Source organism: Promicromonospora alba (assembly GCF_042654905.1).
Classification (GTDB): domain Bacteria; phylum Actinomycetota; class Actinomycetes; order Actinomycetales; family Cellulomonadaceae; genus Promicromonospora; species Promicromonospora alba.
The window spans coordinates 133,293-157,544 of record NZ_JBHSFI010000009.1 but is presented as its reverse complement, the minus strand read 5'-3'; the positions used below and the strand labels follow the sequence as shown (position 1 = coordinate 157,544).

At 70.7% G+C, this 24,252-nt stretch carries 22 protein-coding genes; 15 read left to right on the top strand and 7 right to left on the bottom strand.

Annotation, left to right across the window (positions count from 1 at the left end; genetic code table 11):
- Positions 1–138: 138 nt before the first annotated feature.
- Positions 139–624, bottom strand: a complete 486-nt coding sequence (locus ACFO6V_RS26150; RefSeq protein WP_377141553.1) for a hypothetical protein — start codon at positions 622–624, stop codon at positions 139–141.
- A gap of 200 nt (positions 625–824) precedes the next feature.
- Positions 825–1,094 carry a hypothetical protein gene (locus tag ACFO6V_RS26145; protein ID WP_377141551.1) on the bottom strand — a complete coding sequence of 90 codons (270 nt, stop codon included), beginning with the start codon at positions 1,092–1,094 and terminating at the stop codon, positions 825–827.
- A 314-nt stretch (positions 1,095–1,408) separates the two neighbouring features.
- Between ACFO6V_RS26145 and ACFO6V_RS26140 the strand changes: the two genes are divergently transcribed.
- The 10 genes from ACFO6V_RS26140 (at position 1,409) to ACFO6V_RS26095 (ending at position 10,962) form a co-directional block, all read left to right on the top strand.
- Positions 1,409–3,286, top strand: coding sequence for a D-alanyl-D-alanine carboxypeptidase family protein (locus ACFO6V_RS26140; protein ID WP_377141548.1), 1,878 nt, complete (start codon positions 1,409–1,411; stop codon positions 3,284–3,286).
- Positions 3,283–3,612: a DUF2087 domain-containing protein gene (locus ACFO6V_RS26135; RefSeq protein WP_377141545.1), complete on the top strand. Its 330-nt coding sequence runs from the start codon at positions 3,283–3,285 to the stop codon at positions 3,610–3,612. The genes ACFO6V_RS26140 and ACFO6V_RS26135 overlap by 4 nt, the downstream gene beginning before the upstream one ends.
- A 71-nt stretch (positions 3,613–3,683) precedes the next feature.
- Positions 3,684–4,151, top strand: a complete 468-nt coding sequence (locus ACFO6V_RS26130) for an aminoacyl-tRNA deacylase (RefSeq protein ID WP_116677347.1) — start codon at positions 3,684–3,686, stop codon at positions 4,149–4,151.
- Between the two features lie 381 nt (positions 4,152–4,532).
- Positions 4,533–4,823 carry an STAS domain-containing protein gene (locus ACFO6V_RS26125; RefSeq protein WP_377141542.1) on the top strand — a complete coding sequence of 97 codons (291 nt, stop codon included), beginning with the start codon at positions 4,533–4,535 and terminating at the stop codon, positions 4,821–4,823.
- 63 nt (positions 4,824–4,886) lie between these two features.
- Positions 4,887–6,161 (top strand): D-arabinono-1,4-lactone oxidase, encoded by a 1,275-nt coding sequence (locus ACFO6V_RS26120; RefSeq protein ID WP_377141540.1) that lies wholly within the window; start codon positions 4,887–4,889, stop codon positions 6,159–6,161.
- Between the two features lie 43 nt (positions 6,162–6,204).
- Positions 6,205–7,767: a sodium-dependent transporter gene (locus ACFO6V_RS26115; protein ID WP_377141537.1), complete on the top strand. Its 1,563-nt coding sequence runs from the start codon at positions 6,205–6,207 to the stop codon at positions 7,765–7,767.
- Positions 7,764–7,940 carry a methionine/alanine import family NSS transporter small subunit gene (locus ACFO6V_RS26110; RefSeq protein WP_377141535.1) on the top strand — a complete coding sequence of 59 codons (177 nt, stop codon included), beginning with the start codon at positions 7,764–7,766 and terminating at the stop codon, positions 7,938–7,940. Before ACFO6V_RS26115 ends, ACFO6V_RS26110 begins: the two co-directional genes overlap by 4 nt.
- Positions 7,941–8,217: 277 nt before the next feature.
- Entirely contained in the window at positions 8,218–9,144 is a 927-nt protein-coding gene (locus ACFO6V_RS26105; protein WP_377141532.1) for an ABC transporter substrate-binding protein, read from the top strand.
- A gap of 31 nt (positions 9,145–9,175) precedes the next feature.
- A complete protein-coding gene (locus tag ACFO6V_RS26100) occupies positions 9,176–10,150 on the top strand; it encodes an amino acid ABC transporter permease (RefSeq protein ID WP_377141529.1) in 975 nt (324 codons plus the stop codon).
- Positions 10,151–10,194: 44 nt separating this feature from the next.
- A complete protein-coding gene (locus tag ACFO6V_RS26095; RefSeq protein ID WP_377141908.1) occupies positions 10,195–10,962 on the top strand; it encodes an amino acid ABC transporter ATP-binding protein in 768 nt (255 codons plus the stop codon).
- 62 nt (positions 10,963–11,024) lie between these two features.
- On the opposite strand, the gene ACFO6V_RS26090 is transcribed toward ACFO6V_RS26095, so the two are convergent.
- Both ACFO6V_RS26090 and ACFO6V_RS26085 read right to left on the bottom strand, forming a co-directional pair.
- Positions 11,025–12,068, bottom strand: a complete 1,044-nt coding sequence (locus tag ACFO6V_RS26090; protein ID WP_377141526.1) for a sensor histidine kinase — start codon at positions 12,066–12,068, stop codon at positions 11,025–11,027.
- On the bottom strand, positions 12,065–12,844 hold the full coding sequence (locus tag ACFO6V_RS26085) for a response regulator transcription factor (protein ID WP_377141523.1): 780 nt from the start codon (positions 12,842–12,844) through the stop codon (positions 12,065–12,067). The genes ACFO6V_RS26090 and ACFO6V_RS26085 overlap by 4 nt, the downstream gene beginning before the upstream one ends.
- A gap of 203 nt (positions 12,845–13,047) precedes the next feature.
- Between ACFO6V_RS26085 and ACFO6V_RS26080 the strand changes: the two genes are divergently transcribed.
- The 4 genes from ACFO6V_RS26080 to ACFO6V_RS26065 all read left to right on the top strand — a co-directional run bounded on the left by ACFO6V_RS26080 (position 13,048) and on the right by ACFO6V_RS26065 (position 17,387).
- Positions 13,048–13,623 (top strand): SigE family RNA polymerase sigma factor, encoded by a 576-nt coding sequence (locus ACFO6V_RS26080; protein ID WP_377141520.1) that lies wholly within the window; start codon positions 13,048–13,050, stop codon positions 13,621–13,623.
- Positions 13,620–15,032, top strand: a complete 1,413-nt coding sequence (locus tag ACFO6V_RS26075) for a hypothetical protein (RefSeq protein WP_377141517.1) — start codon at positions 13,620–13,622, stop codon at positions 15,030–15,032. Before ACFO6V_RS26080 ends, ACFO6V_RS26075 begins: the two co-directional genes overlap by 4 nt.
- A 232-nt stretch (positions 15,033–15,264) precedes the next feature.
- Positions 15,265–16,047, top strand: a complete 783-nt coding sequence (locus ACFO6V_RS26070; protein WP_377141514.1) for a SigE family RNA polymerase sigma factor — start codon at positions 15,265–15,267, stop codon at positions 16,045–16,047.
- A 2-nt stretch (positions 16,048–16,049) separates the two neighbouring features.
- Complete coding sequence (locus ACFO6V_RS26065; protein WP_377141511.1) at positions 16,050–17,387, top strand: hypothetical protein; 1,338 nt, start codon at positions 16,050–16,052, stop codon at positions 17,385–17,387.
- Between the two features lie 160 nt (positions 17,388–17,547).
- On the opposite strand, the gene ACFO6V_RS26060 is transcribed toward ACFO6V_RS26065, so the two are convergent.
- On the bottom strand, positions 17,548–18,489 hold the full coding sequence (locus ACFO6V_RS26060; RefSeq protein WP_377141509.1) for an excalibur calcium-binding domain-containing protein: 942 nt from the start codon (positions 18,487–18,489) through the stop codon (positions 17,548–17,550).
- Between the two features lie 562 nt (positions 18,490–19,051).
- On the opposite strand from ACFO6V_RS26060, the gene ACFO6V_RS26055 reads away from it, so the two are divergent.
- Positions 19,052–22,882, top strand: a complete 3,831-nt coding sequence (locus ACFO6V_RS26055) for a TM0106 family RecB-like putative nuclease (protein WP_377141507.1) — start codon at positions 19,052–19,054, stop codon at positions 22,880–22,882.
- 103 nt (positions 22,883–22,985) lie between these two features.
- Here ACFO6V_RS26055 and ACFO6V_RS26050 read toward each other — a convergent pair whose 3' ends face one another.
- Both ACFO6V_RS26050 and ACFO6V_RS26045 read right to left on the bottom strand, forming a co-directional pair.
- Complete coding sequence (locus ACFO6V_RS26050) at positions 22,986–23,729, bottom strand: hypothetical protein (protein ID WP_377141505.1); 744 nt, start codon at positions 23,727–23,729, stop codon at positions 22,986–22,988.
- A gap of 190 nt (positions 23,730–23,919) precedes the next feature.
- Positions 23,920–24,123 (bottom strand): cold-shock protein, encoded by a 204-nt coding sequence (locus ACFO6V_RS26045; RefSeq protein WP_116677330.1) that lies wholly within the window; start codon positions 24,121–24,123, stop codon positions 23,920–23,922.
- Between the last annotated feature and the right edge of the window lie 129 nt (positions 24,124–24,252).

The following is a 24,252-nucleotide window of genomic DNA, read 5'->3' as shown; positions in this document are numbered from 1 at the left end:
CGATCTGTCGTCATGGTCCGTCATGTCGCTCCACGACGCAGGGTCCGTCTCCACCCGGCCGCTCGCCGCGGGTCTGGGGAGACCGGGCGAGGGGGCCAGGCGGAGGCGGACCCTGAGGGGTCGAGCGGCTCAGGCAGCTCAGCCGGCGCTCAGCACGCCCAGGTAGTAGCCGAGGCCGACCAGGGCGAGGGCGCCGAGCGTCTCGATGATGGCGAGCGCGAGGCCCCAGCGAGCGAGCCACAGGTCGAAGCCCTCCTTGCCGGCGCGGGCGACGGCTATCGCGTTCAGGATGACGCCGATGACCGGCAGGGCTGCCAGGAAGAAGGTGAGGAGGCTGAAGACCGCGGTCTGCGGGTCCTCTTCCTCGACTGCGGCAGCCGGCGCGGCGACGGCGGTCTCGGCGGCCACGGGGGTCGCTGCGGCCACGGCTGCCTCGGTGACGGCCTCGGCAGGGGACGTCGCGGCAGCGGTCTCGACGGCGGCCGTCTCGGCTGCGGGGGCCTCTGCCTTCGCCTCGGACGTCGCCTCCGGCGCGGCAGGCTCGGTCTCCACGACCTCGGTGGCGGTGGCTGCCGCGATCTGGTCGACAGCGGCCTCGGGAGTCGTGGTGTCGGGCGTGGTCATGTCGGTAGTGCTCCCCTGGTTGCAGGTTTTAGGAAATGTCAGGCCATATTGTGGAGTATCCGAATGGTCTTGGATAGACCGGTATCAGCCATACAAGCAGCAGAGGCCGCCGCTCCTTCGGGAACGGCAGCCTCCGCGCTGCTGGTTGCGCAAGGTTGCGCTGCCGGGCACGTCGCGGCGCCCGGGTCGGTCTCGGCGGGTCAGGCCGCCTGGAGGGTGAGCGCTGCATAGCCGGCGAGGCCGAACAGCACGACGTACAGCACCGTGAAGACGATCGAGAGGCCCAGGCCCCACTTCGAGAGCTTGCTGTCGAGGCCCGCCTTGCCGGCCTTCGAGGTCGCGATCGCCGAGACGACGATCCCGATCGGGGGCGCGACGAACGCGAGGATGAAGCCCACGATCGCCAGGGTGTTGGCCTTCGGGTCCTGGACCGTGCCCTGGTCGGCGGGGGCGCTCGTGGTCTCGCTCATGAGGGACTTTCCTTTCACGGCCACTGTTCCGGCCGTTCGACTGCGGACGCAGGTGCGCCCGTTGGGACGCGGGCCAGTGTGAGGCATCACGAGATGTCCACGAAAGGTTTCATTGCGCCGTACGCCCGAATCGTTACCCTTGGCGATCATGGGGTGTCATCCATCCCAGGGTCCGCGCCTGACCCTGGGGACCGGTTCACCCTGGGCGGCCGATAATTACGCCGCTCGAGTTCACCTGGGCGTGATAGGCCTGTACAAGGACCCAGACGCACGTACCGCACCACTGAGTGGCGCACCGACCGAGGGGGCGACGCGTGAACGACGAGGCGAAGAAGCCAAGTCCGCACGACTCCCGCGCGGGTCTGCGCAAGTACCTCCGGACCGCCTGGACCGGTGCGGTCGCCGCCGTCATCGCGGTGGGTGTGCTGTTCTCCGCTTCCGCGAGCGTCCCCGCCTCGCACCTTGCCGGTGGGAACGGCGGCGAGCTGCCCATCAGGCTCTACGGGCTGCTGCAGAGCGTCACGGTCGGTGAGACCGAGACCGCCCCCGACGGCGTCACGCTCGCCCAGATCGTCGCCGTCCTCGAGCGGGCCGAGGAGCAGGCGCAGGAACAGGGGCCCAGCTTCAGCCCCACGATCGCGCAGGCTGCCGCCGAGCTCGGGATGCTCTACACGACGTACCAGATGCAGCAGCTGGCCTTCGGCGAGAACAACAAGGGCCTCCGCATCGAGGACGCGCCGGTGGCGCGCCACGCCCAGGAGGACGCAGAGGATCCGGCCGCGGATGCCGACGACGAGAGCGGCGAGCAGAGCGACGACGAGCAGGACGACGACGAGCGCGAGCCCGAGGAGCGCCCGGGGCTGGGGACCGACGACGGGACGGCCCCGCCCGCCGTGCAGGTGTCGAACGAGCACGCGTCGGCGACCCACTCGCACGACGAGGACCCGACGGCCGGCTACGTCACCTACGACGAGGTGGTGATCGCTGCGGTACGGCTCGCGAACATGCTGGACCCGTCGGTGCCCAACGCGCTCGTCGAGGTGGACGGACCCGGGCAGCGCCAGGGCTTCTCGCTGCGCGAGAGCTTGCTCGACGTCGTGAGCATGTTCGGCGGGACCACCAGCGGTTACGCGAACGGCCGCATCCCGACCGAAGTGCTGTGCCCCCTGGAGTTCGCGTCCGGCCACATGCTGCGCTGTGACGCGGCAGAACGGCTGACGGCGCTCAGCGCGTTGTTCGAGCAGGAGTTCGGCTACCCGATCCCGATCACCGACTCCTACCGCTCCTACGAGGCCCAGGTCACCCTGGCCGGTATCAAGCCGCACCTCGCCGCGATCCCCGGTACGTCGAACCACGGCTGGGGCATCGCGGTGGACCTCGGCAACCCGATCGCCGGTGGTCGCTCACCGGAGTACGTCTGGCTGCGTCTGCACGGCCCGGACTACGGCTGGGACAACCCGTCGTGGGCCCAGCTCGACGGGTCGAAGCCGGAGCCGTGGCACTTCGAGTTCTTCGCTGCCGGCTCGATCCCGAACCGCGCGATCGACCCGTCCGACGTCGGTACCTGGGTGCCGTCGGACGACACGACCCCGCGCTACAAGCCCGCGCTCGACCCGAAGCCGGGCAACGGCTCCGACGACGGCGAGAACAAGCCGCCGGCCTCGAAGCCCGACCGGCCGGGCGACAACCCGCCGTCGCAGAAGCCGCCGAAGCCGACGCCCAAGCCGACGCCGACGCCCACCCCGAAGCCGACGCCCACCCCGAAGCCGACGCCCACGCCGTCGGCGACGCCCACGCCCACGCCGACGCCGACTCCGACCCCGAGCCCGACGGAACCGACACCGACCCCGACCCCGTCGCCGTCCTCGCCGAGCCCGTCACCGAGCCCGTCGCCGTCGGTCCCGACGTGCCCGGGCGGCGAACCCGAACCGGGGCCGAGCGCTTCGCCCGAGCCGAGCGTCAGCCCCGAGCCGACGCCCGCGCCGAGCACCGGGGCCGAGGAACCGGCGGACGACCCGTGTGCGCCCGAGGAGGATTCGGAGGCCGGCAAGGCCACCGAGACCACTGAGACCGCCGGGTCCACGGACGCGAGCGGCGACGGGACCCCGGCCACGGTGACGGCGGCCGCTCTGTCGGCGACCCGTCCCGAGCGGCTCAGCCTGGTCAGGCGGCGAGGACCGATCGCTACATGACGGCGGAGCAGCCCCCGGGCGACCGGGGCGCCGCAGCTCCTCCGGGAGGCCCTGCCGGCGACCCCCAGCGGTTCCTGCGGTCCGGGCGGCTCGAGTCGATGCCGCGGAAGTGGCGCGACAAGGTGGCGGTGACGCGCTATCTGGCGTCGCGGGTCCTGCCCACCCTGCTGGAGCCGGTGACGGAACGTGAGCTGACCGACCGGCTGCACGAGGTCGCGCACGACCCGGTGGGCATGCGGCGTGCGATGGTCGACCACGGTCTGGTGCAGCGCACCCGGGACGGGGCCGAGTACTGGCGTACCGAACGGACCGAGTACGACCTCTGAGTTGCCCCCGGGCGAAGTCTTGACCATATTGCGAGACAACGAAGACTCGTCTTTTCGGGATAGGAAATTTCATGAGCGAAGAACGTGCCGTCGCGGCGCTCGAGGCGGCGGGCATCCCGTTCGAGATGACGCGACACGGTCAGGTCGCTAGCCTCGCTGAGGCCGCTGCCGCGCGCGGGGTCGAGCCGGCGAAGCTGATCAAGACGATCGTGGTCCGCCGGGCGGACGAGGACTACCTGTTCGTGCTCGTCCCGGGTGACCGGCAGATCTCGTGGCCCAAGCTGCGTGCGCTGCTCGGCGTCTCCCGGCTCTCGATGCCGAGCAAGGACGTGGCTTTCGAGGTCACGGGCTATGAGAGGGGAACCATCACACCGTTCGGGTCGTTCCACAGGTGGCCCGTCGTCGCGGACTCCCGGCTCAGCGAGCCGGGGCCGGTGTCGATCGGCGGAGGCGCTCACGGTGTGGGTGCCACGGTTGACGCCGTTGATCTCACGACGGCGCTCGACGCCACGGTTGCGGACGTGACCGACCCGGTCTGAGGGGTTCTCGGGCCGGGATCGAGCAGGCCCGCGAGGGTGCGGAGGCCAGCAGTTCGCTTCCGTGCAACGTGACCGTAACGCCTGGGGGGTGGACGGAAGCCATGTGCCGGGTGAACACTCGCCCTAGGCAATTCTTGCCCCTCCCGACCAAGGAGCGGTCAGAGAGAACCAAGAAGAGTCCAAGTCGCCAGTGCAAGGTCGCCAGTGCAAGGTCGCCGTTGAAAGTCGGTTGGTAAGTCAGTGTCTAACGAAGTCGAGGCCCGACCAATGCAGGACGGAGCGAATGACCCCATGGACCCTCTCCCGTCAGACTCAGCGCAGGACATGGTTCCCGGTCGCCCGGGATCCGGTATCGCTTGCCGGAACACCTACGAGGGCACGGTGCTGACCCTCTGGGGTGACATCGACGCGCTGCTGCGCGAGAACGCGAGCGCGGCGATGGCCACGCTCGCAGCACGACCCGATCCCGACCCCGTCATCGTCGACGCGCGGGATGTCACGTTCATCGACTCCTCCGGGGTGGCCTTCATCCTCCAGGTGTTCGTGCTCGGTGAGGAGACGGGTTCGCCCGTACTGCTCCGTGAGCCGTCTGCCGTGGTGATGGAGGTCCTGGACATGGTCGGCATCAGTCAACGGATTCCGGTGGTCCGCAGCGCTGCGGCCAGCGCCTGAGCCGGAACGGAACCCATCTGGTCGGTCGCGTCCGATCAGTCGAAGGAGTGGCACCCTTGTCCGGTGAAGAACTGGGCAGCGAACCTCACCTACTCCTCCGAGCGCATCGAACGCCCCAGGACCCTCGCGGAGCTCGCCGGCATCGTCGCCGGTGAGCCCCGCGTCCGGGCCCTTGGCTCGCGTCACTCGTTCTGCGACGTCGCCGACACGACGGGCGTGCACGTCCAGCTCGACCTGCTCGACGACGGCAGGCCGCCCCTCGAGGTAGACCCGGGGACGGGCGTCGCGTCGGTCCGTGCGGGCCTGCGCTACGGCGAGGTCGCGGCCGGCCTGCACGCCGAGGGCCGCGCCCTGGGGGCCATGGCCTCGCTGCCCCACATCTCGGTGGCCGGTGCGGTCGCCACGGGTACCCACGGCTCGGGTGACGGGACGCGCTCGCTCGCGGGCGACGTCGTCGGGGTGGAGCTCATGACCGCCTCTGGCGAGGTGCTGATCCTGCGCCGCGGCGACGCCGACTTCCCCGGCTCCGTGGTGGCGCTCGGTGCCCTCGGCATCGTGACGCGCGTGGAGCTGGCGACGGCACCGACGTTCGACGTGCGCCAGGACGTCTTCACCGGCCTGCCCTGGGACGCGTTGTTCGAGAACCTCGACGCCGTCATGGGCAGCGCGTACTCCGTCAGCATCTTCACGAGCTGGTTCGAGCCGGACGTCCGGATGGTCTGGTGCAAGTCGAAGGTCTCGACGGGCTCGACCCGCGGCGAGACCGGCGGCGAGGCACCCACGCTCCTGGTCGAGCTGGGGGCCGCGCCGGCGACCGAGCCGATGCACCCCCTGCCGGACGTCGCGGCGGTCGCCTGCACCGAGCAGGGCGGGGTGCCGGGGCCCTGGTTCGAGCGGCTGCCGCACTTCCGGCTCGACTTCACGCCGTCGCTGGGCGAGGAGCTGCAGTCGGAGTACCTCCTGCCGCGTGCGGCAGGGCCCGACGCCGTCCGCGCGCTGCGGGCGCTCGGGGACCGGATCGGGCCGCTGCTGCTGACCTCGGAGATCCGCACGATCGCCGGCGACGACCAGTGGCTCAGCACCACCGGGGAGGACAGCATCGCGTTCCACTTCACGTGGCGGCAGGACTGGCCGGCCGTCCGGGCGCTGCTGCCCGAGCTGGAGGCGGCGCTCCTGCCGCTGGGCGCACGCCCGCACTGGGGCAAGCTGTTCACGGTCCCTGTGGCCGACCTCCCTGGCCTGTACCCGCACTTCGAGGACTTCGCGGACCTGGCCGCGCGCCTCGATCCGACGGGCAAGTTCCGCGGCGGATACGTCGAGGAGCTGCTCGCCCGATGAGCCCGATTTCGCGTTCGAGCCGATTTTCTCGGAGGATCAACGTATGAGCGACGCGCAGAGAGCAACCGCGGAGCCCGAGACGCGGGAGGAGTTCAGCGGACAGCTGGGATTCATCCTGTCCGCTATCGGCTCCGCTGTCGGGCTGGGGAACATCTGGCGCTTCCCGGGGGTGGCATACGAGAACGGTGGGGGCGCGTTCATGGTGCCCTACCTGGTGGCGCTGCTGACGGCCGGTATCCCGATCCTGTTGCTGGACTACGCGATCGGGCACCGATTCCGTGGCGCGGCACCGCTGGCCTTTCGCCGGCTGAAGCGCTGGCTGGAGGGCCTCGGCTGGTTCCAGGTCATGATCTGCTTCGTGATCGCCGTCTACTACGCGGTGATCATCGCCTGGGCGCTCAGCTACTTCGTGTACTCGTTCGACCTGAGCTGGGGTGACGACACCGCCGGCTTCTTCACCGGCAGCTACCTCCAGCTGGCCGACGTCGGCGGCGCCGACCCGTGGTTCACCCTCGACTTCGTGTCGGCGGTGCTGATCCCGCTGGTCCTCGTGTGGGTGGCGACGATCGTCGTGCTGGCCGCCGGCGTGGCGAAGGGGGTGGAGAAGGTCAACTTCATCTTCATCCCGCTGCTGTTCGTCGCCTTCGGCGCCCTCGTCATCCGGTCCCTGACGCTGCCCGGTGCTACCGACGGGCTCAACGCGCTGTTCACCCCGGACTGGGGCGCGATCGCCGATCCGGCCGTGTGGATCGCCGCCTACGGTCAGATCTTCTTCTCGCTGTCCATCGCGTTCGGGATCATGATCACCTACGCCTCCTACCGGAAGCGCCGCGCCAACCTGACCTCGCCGGGTCTGGTGGTCGCGTTCGCCAACTCCGGTTTCGAGGTCTTTGCGGGCATCGGCGTGTTCGCCGCGCTCGGTTTCCTCGCGAACCAGCAGGCACTGGCAATCGCCGAGCTCGAGGGCATCTCCGGCCCGATCCTGGCGTTCGTCACCTTCCCGGCCATCGTGTCCCAGATGCCGGCCGGGCCGCTCTTCGGCGCACTGTTCTTCGGTTCCCTGGTGATGGCCGGATTCACGTCGCTGATCTCGATCCTGCAGGTCGTCTCGGCGTCCTTCCAGGAGAAGTTCGGCTGGACGCGCGTGCAGGCCGTGATCCGGATCGGCGTCGTGGCGGCGGTGATCTCGGTGGTGGGCTTCTCGACGACCACCGGCCTGATCGCACTCGACACCGTCGACAACTGGGCGAACAACATCGGCATCGTCGCCTCCGCCGTGGTGACCACCGTGGTCGTCGGGTGGATCCTGCGGCGTACCGGGGAGATGCGGTTCCACCTGAACTCGGTCTCCACGCTCCAGGTGGGCCGCTGGTGGTCCTTCTGCATCATCGTGCTCGGGCCAGTGGTGCTCACCTACATGCTCGTCTCGCGCATCGTCAGCCTGATCCAGGACGGGTACGAGGGCTACGCGGAGACCTACCTCGGCGTAGCCGGATGGGGCACCGTCGTCGTCCTCCTGGTCGGGGCCGCAGTACTCACCCTGATGCGGTGGCGGGTCGAGCCCGACAAGTTCGATGCGTGGCCCACCTACGGAGGTAAGTCATGACCGGCGAAGCAATCGCACTCCTGGTCGTCTCGCTCGTCATCGTGTGGGGCGGGCTCGTCGCGAGCATCATCGCCCTCGCCAGGCGGCCCGAGCGGACCGAATGGCCGCACGGCTGGCAGCACGAGGGCGGTCCGGAGGATCGGCCGGACGAGCCCGTCGAGCACGACACCTGATCGGCACCCGGCAAGTCGGCCAGCGGCCGGCTTGCCGGGGTCTTTACGCAGGCCAGACGACATGGACGTGGATTAATCGTTAACGAGCCGCGCAAAACATCACAATGTGACATCGGTCTCGATCTTCCGGGTTTACGCCAGGAGGGCGTCACGGTTAGGTGAGACTCGCACACGAGGCGCCCAGTGCGCCGTCGGGTCCTCTGCTCCCCTGATGACGGAGATCTGCCGGGTCGTAGCGCCTCGTGACACACCAACGATCCGACCCAGGAGACCCCTGATGCGCAGGCTTCCCGCCTTCACTGCTGCCACGGCACTTACCGCTGCCGCCCTCGTCCTCACCGCATGCACCGACGCGTCACAGCAGACCGCTGGTGGTGCCGCGAGCGACGAGGCCAGTGCCGAGGCATCGTTCGACCCGTCGGCCATCGAGGCCGACGCGGAGATCGCCGCGATGCTCCCGAAGGAGATCGCCGACAAGGGCACGCTGTCCGTCGGCTCCGACACGGCGTACGCGCCGGCCGAGTTCATCGACGTGGACGGCAAGACGCCCGTCGGGTTCGACATCGACACGATCAACGCCGTGGCCGCGGTGCTCGGCCTCGAGGCCGACGTCCAGACGGCCGCGTTCGACGGGATCATCCCCGCCATCGGCTCCAAGTACGACGTGGGCATCTCGGCGTTCACCATCACGGACGAGCGCACCGCCGCGGCCAACATGATCAGCTACGCCGTCGCCGGCTCGCAGTTCGGCGTCGCCGCGGACAACACCGAGGGCTTCGACCCCGAGAACCTGTGCGGCGCCACCATCGGCGTGCAGACCTCGACCATCCAGGACGAGGAGCTCACCGAGGCCGCCAAGGACTGCGAGGACGAGGGCGAGGAGCCCATCGACGTCGTGCGCTACGAGTCGCAGGCCGACGTCACCACCAACCTCGTGGGCGGCAAGCTCCAGGCCATGTACGCCGACTCGCCGATCACGGCCTACGCCGTCGAGCAGACCTCCGGCGAGGTCGAGACCATCGGCGAGATCAACGACGCGGCGCCGTACGGCATCGTCGTCGCGCAGGACGACGACGAGCTGACCGAGGCCGTGCAGGCCGCGCTGCAGAAGCTCATCGACGACGGCACGCTCGAGGAGATCTTCGCCGGCTGGGGCAGCGAGGGCGTCGTCGTGGACGAGGCCGAGCTCAACCCCGCCGAGTGACCAGCGCCCCCGGACAGAGAAGAGGGGCGAGATGAGCTCCAGCAAGATTCTGGCATCGGGTAACGACCCGGTGCCCAACCGGATCCGTGCGCGGCCGGTGCCGCGACCCGGCCGCTTCGTCGCGGCGGCGGTCGTGCTGGTGCTGGCTGCCATGGCGGCCAACGCCCTGATCACGAACGACAACTTCCGCTGGGACGTGGTCTGGCTCTACCTGCGGGACACCCTCGTCGTCCGCAGCGTCATGTGGACGCTGATCCTCACGTTCGGGTCCATGGCCATCGCCGTGGTCCTGGCGGTGACGCTCGCGATGATGCGCCGGTCGGACAACCCGGTGATGCGCTGGGTGAGCTGGCTCTGGATCTGGTTCTTCCGCGGCACGCCGATCTACACGCAGCTCATCTTCTGGGGGCTGCTCGCCGTTCTGTATCCGCGGCTGTCGCTGGGCATCCCGTTCGGTCCGGAGTTCTTCTCGTTCCGTACCGAGGACGTCCTCACGGTCTTCTGGCTGGCGCTGTTCGGCCTGGCGTTCAACGAGTCGGCGTACCTCGCCGAGATCATGCGTGCGGGGCTGACGTCCGTGGACCCGGGCCAGGCCGAGGCCGCCAAGGCGCTCGGGATGAAGGACGGCAAGATCATGCGCCGCGTGATCCTGCCGCAGGCCATGCGCGTGATCGTGCCCCCGACGGGCAACGAGACCATCTCGATGCTGAAGACGACCTCCCTGGTGGTCGCCGTCCCGCTCACCCTCGAGCTGACGTACGCGACCTCCGCCATGGGCAACCGGCAGTTCCTGACCATCCCGTTCCTGGTCATCGCCGCGATCTGGTACCTGCTCATCACCTCGATCCTGATGGTGGGCCAGCACTACCTGGAGCAGTACTACGGGCGCGGGTTCGGCACCGCCACCGGGCGGCGCGGGCGTGGCAAGGGCCCCGGCGGCCGGCAGGCCGCGATCGCGGCCGCAGGAACCGTGAAGGAAGACGTCAACAGGGAGGTCACGCCATGAGCGTCGGCGCAGACTCCACGACCGCTCCGGCGGACGCCACGGACATGGTCTCCGTACGTGCGGTGCACAAGGTGTTCGGCCACGGCCACGACGCCGTGCACGTCCTGAAGGGCGTCGACCTCGACGTCGCGCGGGGCGAGGTCACGGTGATCCTCGGCCCGTCCGGGTCCGGCAAGTCCACCCTCCTGCGCTGCATCAACGAGCTGGAGGAGATCACGGGCGGCTCTGTCATCGTCGGCGGTGACCTCATGGGCTACCGCAAGGACGCCAAGGGGACCCTCCACAGGCTGCACCCGAAGGCGGTCGCGAAGCAGCGCTCGCGCATCGGGATGGTCTTCCAGCGGTTCCACCTGTTCCCGCACATGACGGCGCTCGAGAACATCATGGAAGCGCCCGTGCAGGTCCGGGGGATGTCGAAGAAGGCGGCGAAGGACCGCGCGCTCGAGCTCATCGAGCGTGTGGGCCTGACCGACCGGATGGACCACTACCCGGCGCAGCTCTCGGGTGGCCAGCAGCAGCGGGTCGCGATCGCCCGGGCGCTCGCGATGGACCCGGAGCTCATGCTGTTCGACGAGCCGACGTCGGCCCTCGACCCCGAGCTGGTGGGCGAGGTGCTGTCGGTGATGCAGGACCTGGCGAAGTCCGGCATGACGATGATCGTGGTGACGCACGAGATCGGGTTCGCCCGTGAGGTGGCCGACCACGTCGTCTTCATGGACGACGGCGTGATCGTAGAAAGCGGTCCGCCGACGGAGGTCCTGGACAACCCGAAGGAAGACCGAACGCAGGACTTCCTCTCCCACGTCCTCTGACCCACCGTTGAGTGCTGGATATTCGCCCTGGAAACGCGCTTTCGAGGGCGAATATCCAGCACTCAACGAGCGGTCGGGAGGTGGAGGGTGAAGCGGCAGCCGCGCGACGTGTTGGCGGCCGACGCCGTTCCGCCGTGGGCCTCGGCCACTCCACGAACTATGGAGAGGCCGAGGCCCGCGCCGCCTCCCGGCACGTTCCCCCGTTCCGGGGTGCGCGCCCCGGAGCTGCGCCAGCCCGCCTCGAAGACGCGGTCGAGGTCCGCCTCGGGGATGCCGCCGCACTCGTCCTCCACGGTGATCGTCACGGTGCCCGGCGCCTCCGCGCTGGCGGCCGCGCTTCCCGCGCAGGTCACGGCCACCCGGACCGTGCCGCCCGGCGCCGTGTGCCGGATCGCGTTCACCAGCAGGTTCTCCAGCGCGCGTCCGACCTGCTGCGCGTCGAGCGAGGTCACCACCGGGTCTGTGACGTCCCACGCCAGCCGCACCCCTCCGGAGTCGGCAAGGGGCTGGGCGGCCGCTATCGCGTCGGAGGCTAGGTCGGCGACGGCCACCGGCTCGCGCCGCAGCGTCGCCGTGGGGGACTGGAGGCGGGAGAGGGCGAGCAGGTCGTCGACCATCGCGGCCATCCGCCGGTTCTCGGCGAGGATCCGGGGCACGTGCTCGTCCACCGGGCCGACGCCGTCCTCCAGCGCCTCCGCCAGCGCCCGCACCGCTGCCAGGGGCGTGCGCAGGTCGTGCGACACCCAGGCCACCATCTCCCGTCGGCGTACCTCGATCTCCCGGTCGCGCTCGCGGGCCGCCTTCTCGGCGGCCGCCTCGGTGGTGACCCTGCGGATCCGCGCGGTCAGCACGAGGCCGACGCCGAGTGCCACCGGCACCGTAGCGAGCAGGAGCAGCAGGACGGTCGTCGAGTCGGCGTCGGACAGGAACATCGCCCGGGCGCTCGCGTAGACGCCCGCAGCCACGGATCCCACGACCACGAGCGGCGCGAGGGTCGCCGCGAGCCCCACCCGGCGACGGGCCAGGGCGAACAGCGCGACGGCGCCCACCACGCCGACCGCCGCCGCCACGGAGACGGACAGGACGACACCCTCGAGATCGTTCACGCGCCGTCCTCCCGTCCGGCAGCGGGCGGCGTGGCGTCCCACCGGTAGCCGACGCCGAACACCGTCACGAGGCGTGTCGGTCTGGACGGATCGGCCTCCACCTTCTCGCGCAGCCGTCGCACGTGGACCGTCACGGTGGACCGGTCGCCGTACTCCCAGCCCCAGACGCCCCGCATGAGCGCCTCCCGGCCGTGCACCTGACCCGGGTGGGTGAGGAACCAGCGCAGCAGCTCGAACTCGCGCACGGTCAGCTGCAGCTCGGCCCCGGAACGAAGGACGCGGTGCGCGGCCGGGTCGAGGCGCAGATCGCCGTCGTACAGGGTGCTGGGCGCCTCGCGGGCGGGCGCAGGGTCCACGACGGGAGGCAGAGGCGCCGGCGCCGCCGCGGTACCCGCCGCCGGCCCGACGGCGACCCCCGCGCGCCGGAGCAGCGACTGCACCCGCAGCACCAGCTCGCGCGGGCTGAAGGGCTTGACCACGTAGTCGTCGGCGCCTGTCTCGAGGCCAAGCACCCGGTCCTCCTCCTCGCCCCGCGCGGTCAGCATGAGCACCGGCAGGTCGGCACGGGCGGCACGCAGGCGCCTGCACACCTCCAGGCCGTCGATGCCGGGCAGCATGAGGTCGAGCACCACCGCGTCGGGCGGGTTCTCGACGGCGGCCGCCAGCGCGGCCGGGCCGTCGGCGGCGTGCTCGGCCACGACACCGGCGCGTTCGAGGTAGGCGACGACCACCTGTGCGACGGTGGCGTCGTCGTCGATCACGAGGACTCGGGCCACCTCTGAAGGGTACGGTCGGTCGTCGCGCGGACCTGGGTTCCTGGCGCCGTCGTGAGGAACTCGTAAGAACCCGTTTCGAAATTGAGCAACCCCGGCGGTCCCGGCCTGCGTCTATGGTGCATGACGCAGACGAAGCGACGCGGACCGCGCCGCACTCCAGCGCCGGGGCAGGTTTCCGGACACGGCTCCGGGCGGTGCTCGGGATGAGCGAGGTAGCGGTGAGTCCTGGGGTGCAGCCGAGCACCGGCGAGATGGTCGTCGTCCGGAGCGGTGTGGACCCCGTCGCGGACTTCACGGCCTTCGCGCAGGTGAACACTCCTGCGCTGTACCGGATCGCCTACCTGCTCTGCGGTGACCAGCACCGCGCGCAGGACCTCGTGCAGCTCGCCCTCGAGCGGACGTTCAAGGCCTGGAAGAAGGTGGGCGACGGCGACCCGTTCGCCTATGCGCGCCGCGTGCTCGCCACCGCGCGCATCGACACCTGGCGCCGCACCCGTCGCGAGGTGCTCACCGACGACCCGACGAGCAGCACCCAGGTGCGGAGCGCACCGGCGTCGGACGCCCAGCTGGCCGAGCGTGACCGACTCGTCCGTGCGTTGATGTCACTGTCGGTCAAGCAGCGCAGGGTGGTGGTCCTGCGTTACCTCCTGGACCGTTCCGAGTCCGACACCGCCGCCGAGCTGGGCGTCACCACCGGCACGGTCAAGTCCACCGCCTCACGCGCCTTGGCGCGGCTGCGCACCCTCGTGGTGTCCGACGGCGAAGGGAGCCGATCATGAACGTGCACGACATCCACTCGAAGCAGGATGCAGCGATGATGGCCGGCCTCCGCGCGGCCGGCTCGGCCATCGAGCCGCCCACCTCGCTGGACCCGACGACCATGGCGGTGCGCGCGGTGCGGAACGTCCGCCGACGCCGGGTGGTGGTCGCGGCGACGGCGAGCGTGGCGGCGCTCGCGCTCACCGGTGCGGGTATCGGTGCGGTCGGCGCGATCTATGCCGACCAGCAGCCCTTGCCCGGCACGGTCAAGACGACCTCAGAGTCGACCCGGGCGAGCGAACCGCCGGCCAGCGCGAGCCCTTCACCGAGCCCGAGCGGTGAGTCGGACGCCGCCCCCACGGAGTACCTGGAGACCGGCGGCGGGACGCTGCCGGTGCTGCCGGTCGAGCGCGGGGTGGTCGACGGTGACGGGCACCACCCCTACATCCTCGGCGGTCTCTGGTACGAGGTCCCGCCGGGCGGCTGGTACGCGGTCGGCGATGTCAACGCGGGCGGCGTGGCCGGGTTCCTCGAACCCGAGCACCCGATGGCGATGAGCTTCGACCCGGACCCGCTCGACATGAGCATCGACGACCTGGACGCGACGCTCGAGCTGCGGAACGTCACCGACGTCGCGGACTGGACGGCGCCGGAGAAGGACTCCGGCGCCACCACCCTGGACATCGAGGGTGCCGATCTTGTCGTCATCGAGCAGCACCGCAAGGAGGGGAAGGTCCGCCCCGCGACGATCCGGATCCGCAGTGGCGCCGAGGGCTGGATCATCGAGACCCGCTTCTCCGCGGATGCGGCAGGCGACACCATGCTGCGGAACTTCGTCGGCAACCTCTGGCTCAAGGACGCGGGTGAGCCCGACTGGTACAAACCGCAGTTCGAGCACCCGACCCTGGCGAAGATCGAGCGGGGCATTCCCGCCGGCTGGCAGAAGACCGAGCACAACGACCTGACGTTCGGCGTGCCGGAGGGCTGGACGTCCGCGCCGACCGAGGGCCAGTTCTCACCGGGCGTCGAGTGGACGGGAACGACCGTCACGCACGTCGAGCCGGGCATCGACGCCGCGACGCTCGAGCTGTGGACGGACGCCTCAGAGGAGGAGAAGAAGCGTGCGGCCGAGGAGATGACCTCGTTCGAACGGGTCTACGTCCAGGGTGGCAAGCCCGGTGGCAACTGGTGGAGCCAGACGATGTCGGCGCCCGAGTCACAGCTGATCGACGTGCCCGGCGCCGACTACGCCGAGGTCCAGCTGACGCTCAACAACGTGGACGGCGAGCCCGACTACTACTCGGCGAGCATCTACCTCCACCAGGAGGGTCAGGGCGAGAACCTGTTCCTGGTGGTCGACTTCGACGGTGGCAAGCAGGGTTGGCAGGATCTCCACGCCTTCCTGGGGTCGCTCGACTTCCGGCGCTGACCCGCTCTCTCCCCGAAGCACGTGTCTGATGCGCAGGTCACCGTGGTGATCCGCATGTCTGGCACGTGCTTCGTCGTCCGCCGGAGCGCCTGGATCACGACAGCTCCGAGAAATTCCGCGAAACTCGATGGAACCTTCGCCCTCGCCGGCCCGTGTTCCGTTCGTGACAGTCACGAGTCCGCGCGTACTAGCGCCAGAGTCCCGGGTCCCCAAGCCCGTGACCCTGCGCGTCGTGCGCGCCGACTCCAGCTCTGCGGACGACCTGGAGACCGTGACCACCGAGCAGAACACCCCAGACTCCCTATCCACGACGACGCCGGACCCGGTGTCGGGCGGCGCCCCCGTGCAGACCGACACCGTGAAGACCGGTACAGCCCCGGCCACCCGGCCGCTCACGGTGGTCCGAGGTGGGGCGGCGGACGTCGATGACGTAGCCTCGCTGCCCGTGCGGACAGACCGGCCTACGGCCACTCACGCGCGCAGGAACGCACAGATCTCGAAGAACGAAGAGTTCACCGCGTTCATGCGAGAGGCCAGAGATCCCCTCCACCGGATGGCCTTCCTCCTGAGCGGTGATGCGCACCGCGCGGAGGAGCTCACCCAGCAGACCTTCGAGCGGTGCTACCGGCACTGGCACAAGGCCAGGGCGGGTGACCCGCTGGTCTATGCCCGGCGTGTCCTGGCCAACCTGCGCATCGACGCCTGGCGCCGCACCCGGCGCGAGGTACTGACCGGCCCCGACGACCTGCCCCAGGACGACGTGCGCGTCGCCCGCGCGGCAGCCCGGACGCCCACGCGCACGGTGGACGACCGCGACGCCGTCGTGCGCGCCCTCCTGCGCCTACCCCTGAAGCAGCGCCGTGTAGTGGTGCTGCGTCACCTGCTGGACCTGTCGGAGTCCGAGGTGTCGAGCGAGCTCGGTATACCTCTCGGCACCGTCAAGTCCACCGCCTCGCGCGGCCTCGCCCACCTGCGCGCGATCCTCGACATCGATTCACTGGGCGGGACCCGATGAACATGAACTCCTCCCACGGTGCCCCCGACGACGACTTCGTCGCACGGGTCCGCGAGTCGGCGCACGCTGCGGTACCCGCGTCGACGCTGGACCTGAACAGCGTCCTGCGGTCGAGCCGTCGTAAGCAGGCGACCCGGCGCGCGAGCGTGACGCTGGCGTCGACGCTGGCGCTCGCCACGGTGGGTGCGGGGGCCGCGGGTGCGCTTCCCGGCATCCCGGGCCTCTGGAGCAGTGCCCCGGTTCAGGTCGCGCCCAGCAGTGCGGGTCCGACGGCGGAGGGTGAGGTCATGGTCGACCCGCCCGCGCCGTCGCCCACCGACCTGCCGGATCCGGAGGCGAGGCTCGCCTACCTAGCACCCGGCGTGCGCACGGTGGCAGAACCCGCGGCCTACCCCGTCGACAGGAACACCGTGGTGCTCGACCTCGGTCTGGACGCCGGGGGCGGCGACCGCTATCTCGCGGTGGTGACCCTGGCGAAGATCGACGGGCGCCACAGCGCCACCGACCTGGAGCTGATCGCGGGCGGCGACACGGCCCTCGAGAACCTCCGTGCGGGGAACCTCGGTGGGACTCTGCTGTGGCGAGGCGTCACGTCCGACGCGATGATCCTGCCGACCGACGGCGGACCGGCGCTCGTGTTCGGCTTCTCCGGCGCGGTCGAAGGGAACCAGTTCCTGGTCTTCGACGACCCGGCGACCGGTGGTGCCGCGGGCGCGCAGGGGGCGCCCGCGTCACCGGAGCCCGACGACGCGGCCTCGGGTGCGCCAGAAGCGGGCACGTCGCTCCGGGTCACGCCGTTCGACGTGCTCGGCGACGGCAGTGTGTGGATGCGGGTCCTGCAGGTCGACCGTTCGACGGCGGAGCCACGCGGGTTCGTCTACTCGAACCAGGACACGTGGAGCGCCTCGTGGTGCCACAGCACGTCGCCCGAGTGCGCGGTCATCCACGACGTGGCGGGCGAGTCCGTGAAGTCGCCCAAGGCCGCCGCACCAGCGCCGATGGTCGCCCGGCTCGCCCCGATGCTGACCGAGGACGCGGCGGCGAACGAGGTGCCCGCGATGGAGACCTGCGTCACGCAGCGCACCGGCAACGAGTGGGCAGCGCCGCCGCGGCTCACCGGCAAGTCGTTCGGTCAGGCGCCGAGGGGTGTGGACGCCGACGTCTGGCGGCTGTGCCTGATCGACATGAGCGAGGCACTGCAGGTCGCCTCGACGAGCGAGGCTCCGCCGCCCGGCGGCGTGACGCCGCGCCCGGCTCCGGACAAGGAGCCGACACAAGCTCCCGAGGACGAGGATCCCCTCGGCCTCGGCGCACTCCTGGAGGGACTCTTCGGGGGTTAGACTTCCCGGTCCGCGTCTCGTCTGGGGAGATGGCGTGGGCCGGGAACACACGAGCGGGCCGAGGCAGAGTCTGGGGATCTGCCTCGGCCCGTTCCATGTCTACTTCGCGGCCATGTCTCCGGCCGGAGACATGGCCGGCCGCTACCTGGCTTCGTCCGGCCTACTCGCCGTCCTCGCAGGCAGTGCCGTTGCCGTTGCCGTCGAGGTGGGGCATGTAGCCCGGCTGCCCGTTCTGGAGCGGGGCGGCTCCGGCCGCGCGGACCGCGTCGCAGTTCCAGTAGAAGACGGTGCCCGGGTTTCCTCCACCGTTCCCGTTGTCGTCGTCCTCCTGCTCCTGCTGCTCCTGCTCTAGCTGTTGCTGTTGCTGCTCCTGTTGTTGCTCCTGTTGCTTGAGCGCCGTCTCGCGCTCCTTGAGCTGCGCCTCGCGGTCGCCCAGCGCCTGCTCGCGCTCCGCAACCTCGTCGCGCTGCTTGTCGATCTGGGTGCGCTGCTCCTCGATCTCGGCCTGGTTCGCCTCCATCTCGGAACGGATGTTCTGGGCGTCGGCGATCGCCTGGTTCGCGTCGGCCTGCTGGCCGGCGGTGACGATCACGCCGATGATCACACCGAGCGCGATACCCGCGACGGCGACGGCGATCATGATGCCGACTCCTGGCGGACGCGGACCTCGGCGTCCGGGCGCGCCGGGGTGCGGTCCAGCGGGCGCGACCGCGACCGGCGCGGAGATCACCGGTCCGCCGGGTCCGGTGCGGTTCGCGTCGTCGATGCTGAGCGGGCCGGGGCCCGGTCGGGACGAGGGCGCCGATGGGCTGACGGCCGTGGCGGCACCCTTGCCGCCCAGACCCTTGAGCGTGGCGAGCACACCTGTCGTCGGGCCCTTCTTCGGCCCTTCCGGGGGTGGTGGCGGTGGCGCCATCCCGGGATGCGGCGGGTAGACCGGCTGCGGGCCGGAGCCGGGGCGGGGGGCAGCCGGGGGAGCGCTGATCGGCGCCATCGTCATGGTCGAGCCCATCGCCTCCGCCGCCGACAGGCCGGGTGCGGACGGCGCCGCTGACGCCGGGCGGGCCGGCGGGGCGCTGACCACCTGGATCGCGACGGTCATCGTTTCCCCGCCGGCGCCCGCCGGGACGACGGCCGGCGGGGTCGAGCCGGAGGAAACCGGGGGCGCGGGTGGCCCAGGTGGTACGGGTGGCGCTGTTACGCGGGTCTCGGCGTCGGGCTGCGGGGCATCGGGTCGGTCGACCCAGTAGTTCCAACCGGGCGGGGCCGGGGGCCACGACGGGTCGGGAGCCCAGGCGGAATCGGGCCGGAATCCCGGGGGCACCTGCCAACCCGGAGGCGGGTTGAAGCGCACGGGCATGGTTGCTCCTTCGATACGGTCGGCCCCACTATCGGCCATCCAGGCGGTCCGGCGCCAGAACCAGGCGCCACGACTAGGGGTCTAACCGGACATATCTACCGCCTGCGAGGGTGAGAGTAGCGCGCTTGTGTCAGGGGTCACTGGTAGACCTGGGGGCATGTTCCTCCTGGAGCGAGACGACGCAGGCACTCTCGTGCACTCCGCAAGCGACCTCGTGATCGCCGGCGAGTGCGAGTTTCGCCTGCTGAGACGCCTTGACGAGCTCCTCGGTCGCAGCCGGAGGCGGCCACGGGAAGAGGACGAGATGCTGGCCCGCACCGCGGCACTCGGTGAGGACCACGAACGGCGGGTCCTCGACGGTCACCTCCGTACCTTCGGCCCGGCCGAAGCCGGACGCCCGGGCGGCGTCCTCGAGGTGCCGGCCGCACGGCGCATGGCCCGTGACGAGCTGATCGAGGCGCACGCGCGCACGCTGGCCGCGATGGAGCAGGGCGCCGACGTCGTCTACCAGGCCTCGTTCTTCGACGGCCGGTTCCACGGCCGCGCCGACTTCCTGGTGCGCGACCCGCTCGGCGAGATGGTGCAGGGGGGCGGGACGCCTCAGCCGCGTTATGCGGTCCATGACTCCAAGCTCGCACGCCGCACCAAGGTGCGCGCCCTGCTCCAGCTCGCCGCGTATGCCGACCAGCTCACGGACGCTCGGATCGACCCGACCGACGAGGTCCACCTCGTGCTCGGCACGGGGGAGACGACGTCGCACCGGCTGGCCGACCTGCTGCCCGTCTTTCGTAAGCGCCGCACCCGGCTCGTCGAGGTCCTGGACACCCATGTGGCCGACGACGCCCCGGTGACCTGGGACGACGGCCGCTACCTTGCCTGTGGCAAGCTCCGCAGCTGCCCCGACTGCGCAGAGGCCGCCGCTCAGGCCCGCGACGTCCTGCTGGTGGGCGGGGTGTACGGCGTGCAGCGGTCGAAGCTGTCGGAGGCCGGGATCTCCACCATCGACGCCCTGGCGACCGCCGAGGAGCCGCCCGACGGCATGGCCGCCGCCCGCTTCGAGAACCTGCGCGCCCAGGCCCGCCTCCAGCTCGGGCTCGACGACGGCGACGGCTCGGTAGCGCTCGACCACCTGCCCGACGGCGTCGAACCGGACGGGCCCGACGCACGGCTTCGCTGGCAGCTCACCGCGACGGAGGCCATCGACCGGCTCCCGCCACCGAGTGCTGGCGACGTGTTCTTCGACTTCGAGGGCGACCCCCTGTGGGAGGAGGCCCGCCTGCCCGGGGACGACCAGGCGCGGGCCATGGGGCTCGACTACCTGTTCGGCTGGGTCGAACGTCCTGGTCCGGGCGACGCGACCCCGCCGTTCCACGGCCTCTGGGCCGACGACCTGGCGGGCGAGCGTGCTGCGCTGGTCGAGTTCGTGGACTATCTCAATGCACGCCGCCAGACCTATCCTGACCTGCACGTCTACCACTACGCGGCCTACGAGAAGACGCATCTGCTCTCGATCGCGGCACGGCACGGGGTGTACGAGGACGAGGTGGACCAGCTCCTGCGCGACGGTGTGCTGGTCGACCTCTACGCGGTGGTCCGGTCGTGCCTGCGCATCTCGAACCGGTCGAAGTCGATCAAGAAGCTCGAACCGCTCTACATGCAGGACGACCCTGCACGGGAGGGGGTCACGAGTGCTACCGCCTCGGTCACGGAGTACGCGGAGTACGCGAAGCTGGCCGCTGAGGGGGCGGAGCGGGCTGTCGAGCTGAAGCAGCGGATCCTGGACTACAACGAGTACGACTGTCGGTCTACGTTGCGGCTCCTCCAGTGGTTGAGGGGTGCGCGGGCCTCGGTCTCGGTCTCGGTGGTCGAGGCCGGGTCGGCCGGGGCGGCCGTGGGGAGCGAGAACGCGCGCGCGGATGCGTTCACGGGCCCCAGGGGGCCCTCCACTTCGGGAAGGAATACATCCGCGCGCGCATTCTCGCTCCCCACGACCTTCGCTGCCGACTCGCCTTCTGAGGGTGGCGTGGCCGGGTCGGGTGGGGAGATCGGGGCGCGTGCGGGTGGGGTTGCGGGGGCTGTGCCGGTGGCGGGGGCAGCGCCGTTGGCTGGGGCTGTCGGGGGCTCGGCTGGGCATGGTGAGGAGAGCGCTCGGGCTTCGGCTCGGAGGGAGGGGCGGGAGAGGCGGCTGGCGTTGGCCGCCGAGATCTCCGCTCGGGCGGGGGAGAACCGTGGGGAGCGGTCGCTCGAGGTGCAGGCGCTCGCGTTGCTGGGGGCCGCTGTCGGGTACTACCAGCGGGAGGACAAGCCGTTCTGGCAGGAGCACTACGCACGACTTGAGCTTCCGCTCGACGAATGGCCCGGCCGGAGGTCGACGTTCCACGTGGAACGTTCGACCGTGCTGCGCGACTGGGAGGTCGTGGGGCGTGATCGGCTGCCCTCGCGGGAGATCGAGCTGGTGGGGCGCATGCTCGACGGTTCGCGGGTCGACGGGTCCGATCTCGGTGTCGGGAACACGGTGCACGTGCTGTACGACCAGCCGGTGCCGGCCGTCGTCGGCGAGCTGGAGGCGCGGGCCGTGCGCGGGGAGCATTCCGGCGGCGTGATCCAGGAGGTCCGGGAACCTGGTGAGCGGGACGACGTGCCCCGGGGACGCGACGTCGTCGTGCTGCGGGAGCGGCTTTCCGGGGGAGCGGAGCCGCACGAGCAGGCGCCCGTCGCTCTCGCACCGCAGTGCGGACCCGCACGCGACGCGCAGGAGCGGGCGGTAGAGAACGCCGCCCGGGTAGCGCTCGCCTCGTGGGACACGGACCGGACGTTGCCCGACGGGGCAGCGGTCGACCTGCTGCGCAGACGGCAGCCGCGGCTGGTCGGCGGGGCACTGCCCGAGCTCGGCGACGAACGGGATGGCGGTCTCGGCGGCGGTCTCGATCTCGAGGCGGCGGTGCACGCGGCCGTCGAGCGGCTCGACCGTTCCTACCTCGCGGTGCAGGGACCGCCCGGCACCGGCAAGACCCATGTCGGCTCGCACGTCATCGCCAAGCTGGTGGGCGCGGGCTGGCGGGTGGGCGTGGTGGCCCAGTCGCATGCGGCGGTCGAGAACATGCTGAGCGCCGTGGTCGACAAGGCAGACGTACCTGCCGAGCTCGTGGCGAAGAAACAGCGGGCGAAGGGCGCCGAGCAGGTCAGCGGTCAGCCGTGGGAGGAGCTGTCGAGCACCCAGCTCGCGGACTTCGCGGCGAACAGTTCCAACGGCTGCGTGGTGGGCGGCACCGCGTGGGACTTCGCGCACGAGCGCTGGCCCGACGAAGGGCTCGACCTGCTGGTCATCGACGAGGCCGGCCAGTTCTCGCTCGCCGACACGATCGCCGTCGGCAGGTCCGCTCAGCGGCTCCTGCTGCTCGGTGACCCGCAACAGCTGCCGCAGGTCAGTCAGGGCAAGCACCCCGAACCCGTTGACGAGTCGGCGCTCGCCTGGCTCGCGGCCGGCAGCGCCGTGCTTCCGGACGGGCTCGGCTACCTGCTGCCCGAGTCGTGGCGCATGCATCCCGACGTCTGCGCCGCGGTGTCCCAGCTCTCGTACGCCGGACGCCTCTCGGCCCACCCGGTCACGACCACGCGATCGCTCGACGGGGTGACCCCCGGAGTGCTGCACGTCCCGGTGGTGCACGAGGGGCGCTCGACGTCGTCCCCCGAGGAGGCCGCCGAGGTGGTGCGCCAGGTGCAGAGCGTGCTCGGGCGCACGTGGACGCCGGGCAGCGGTGGGCCGCCTCGCCCGCTCGGGGCCGACGACGTCGTGGTGGTCGCCGCGTACAACGCGCAGGTCCACCTGGTCCGCCAGGCGCTGCGCGACGCCGGTCTCGACGGGGTGCCGGTCGGAACGGTCGACATGTTCCAGGGGCGGGAGGCGCCGGTCGCGATCCTGACGCTCGCCGCCTCGACGCCCGACGATGTCTCTCGGGGCATGGGCTTCCTGCTGTCGCGCAACCGCATCAACGTGGCGGTCTCGCGCGCGCAGTGGAACGCGGTGGTCATCTCGTCGCCCCGGCTCACCGACTACCTTCCGGGAGACCTGGAGGCCGACGGCGTCCGCCGCCTCATGGAGCTAGGTGGATTCCTGCGCCTCATCGGCGGCTGATCGCCACCGGGCCAAAACCAAGGACCCGCCGGTCGAGCTTGTCGAGACCTGCAAGGGGTCTCGACAAGCTCGACCGGCGGGGTGGCGCCCGTCCAGCGGAGCGTCAGAACTCGCCGCCGCCGAAGTCGCCCCCGCCGAAGTCGCCGCCGCCACCGAAGTCCCCGAAGAAGCCGCCGCCGGCGTCGCCACCCACATCACCGCCGGCGTCGCCGGAAGCCTCGACCGGCTCCGCGCCGGCCTCGCCGCCCTCGGCGCCCGCTTCCTCCGCGCCGCCGGCCTCGCCGCCGCCTTCCTCGCCCCCGGCGAAGTCCTGCCCGGGGTCGCCGAAGGAGTTACCGAACATCATGTCCGCGACTGCCGAGCCGATGACCATGCCACCGATCGTGCCGAGCATGCTCGCGCCGAGCATCGAGCCGAAGCCCGGGCCGCGGCTCTGTCCGAAGTTGCGCTCCAGAGTGCCCGGGTTGCGCATCTCCGCGCGGGTGGCCATGCGGGCCAGGTCCCGCGGGTCGTCCGACGTCGCACGCTCGTTCGGCGGGACGGTCTCGCTGAGCTGGGCCAGGACCTGGCTGCGCTGCTCAGGCGTGAGCTGGGCGAACGCCTCGGCGTGCGCCTCCTCCACGCGGTCCGGCGGCGCGGTGCGGAGCAGGTAGCGATAGCGCTCGATCGCCACCTCGTCCTCGCTGCGCCCGGTGCTCGCGGCCGAGCCGTAGACGGGTGCGGTGCCGTACTCGGGAGTCTGGCCCGACGTCTGCCGGTACTGCTGCTGCGGCATTCTGCCGCCCTGATACATGCCCGGGGTCTGCTCGCGCGGCTCGCGGCCAAGCAGTCGGTCGAGGAAGCCCATGATCTCGTCCTTCGTAGGTGACGGTCCAGGTGGGAAACGCCCGGCGCGGCCCGACGGTTCCAGATCGAGCCGTCGGTCCACGGGCTGAAATGGCGAAGGCCCGGTCACCTCGAAAGGTGGCCGGGCCGACGTCGTACAACCTGCGACGAACTCAGATGAGCTCAGCGCGACGGTTGCGAAGTCTGAGGGATCAGATCGGGCGGATGTTCTCCGCCTGCAGGCCCTTGGGGCCCTGCTTCACGTCGAACTCGACGCGCTGGTTCTCCTCCAGTGAACGGTAGCCGTCCGACTGGATCGCGCTGAAGTGAGCGAACACGTCCTGCCCACCGTCCTCGGGTGCGATGAACCCGAAGCCCTTCTCGGCGTTGAACCACTTGACGGTTCCGAATGCCATGTACTGCTCCTTGCATGAGGCGACGACCCCGACCGTCGGGATCGCATAATCACGGTGTCGTCGTCATCTCACGGAAGAACGATCGAGGCACTGCAACGCTCCTACCCTACCCGCCAGACGCAAGGAAAG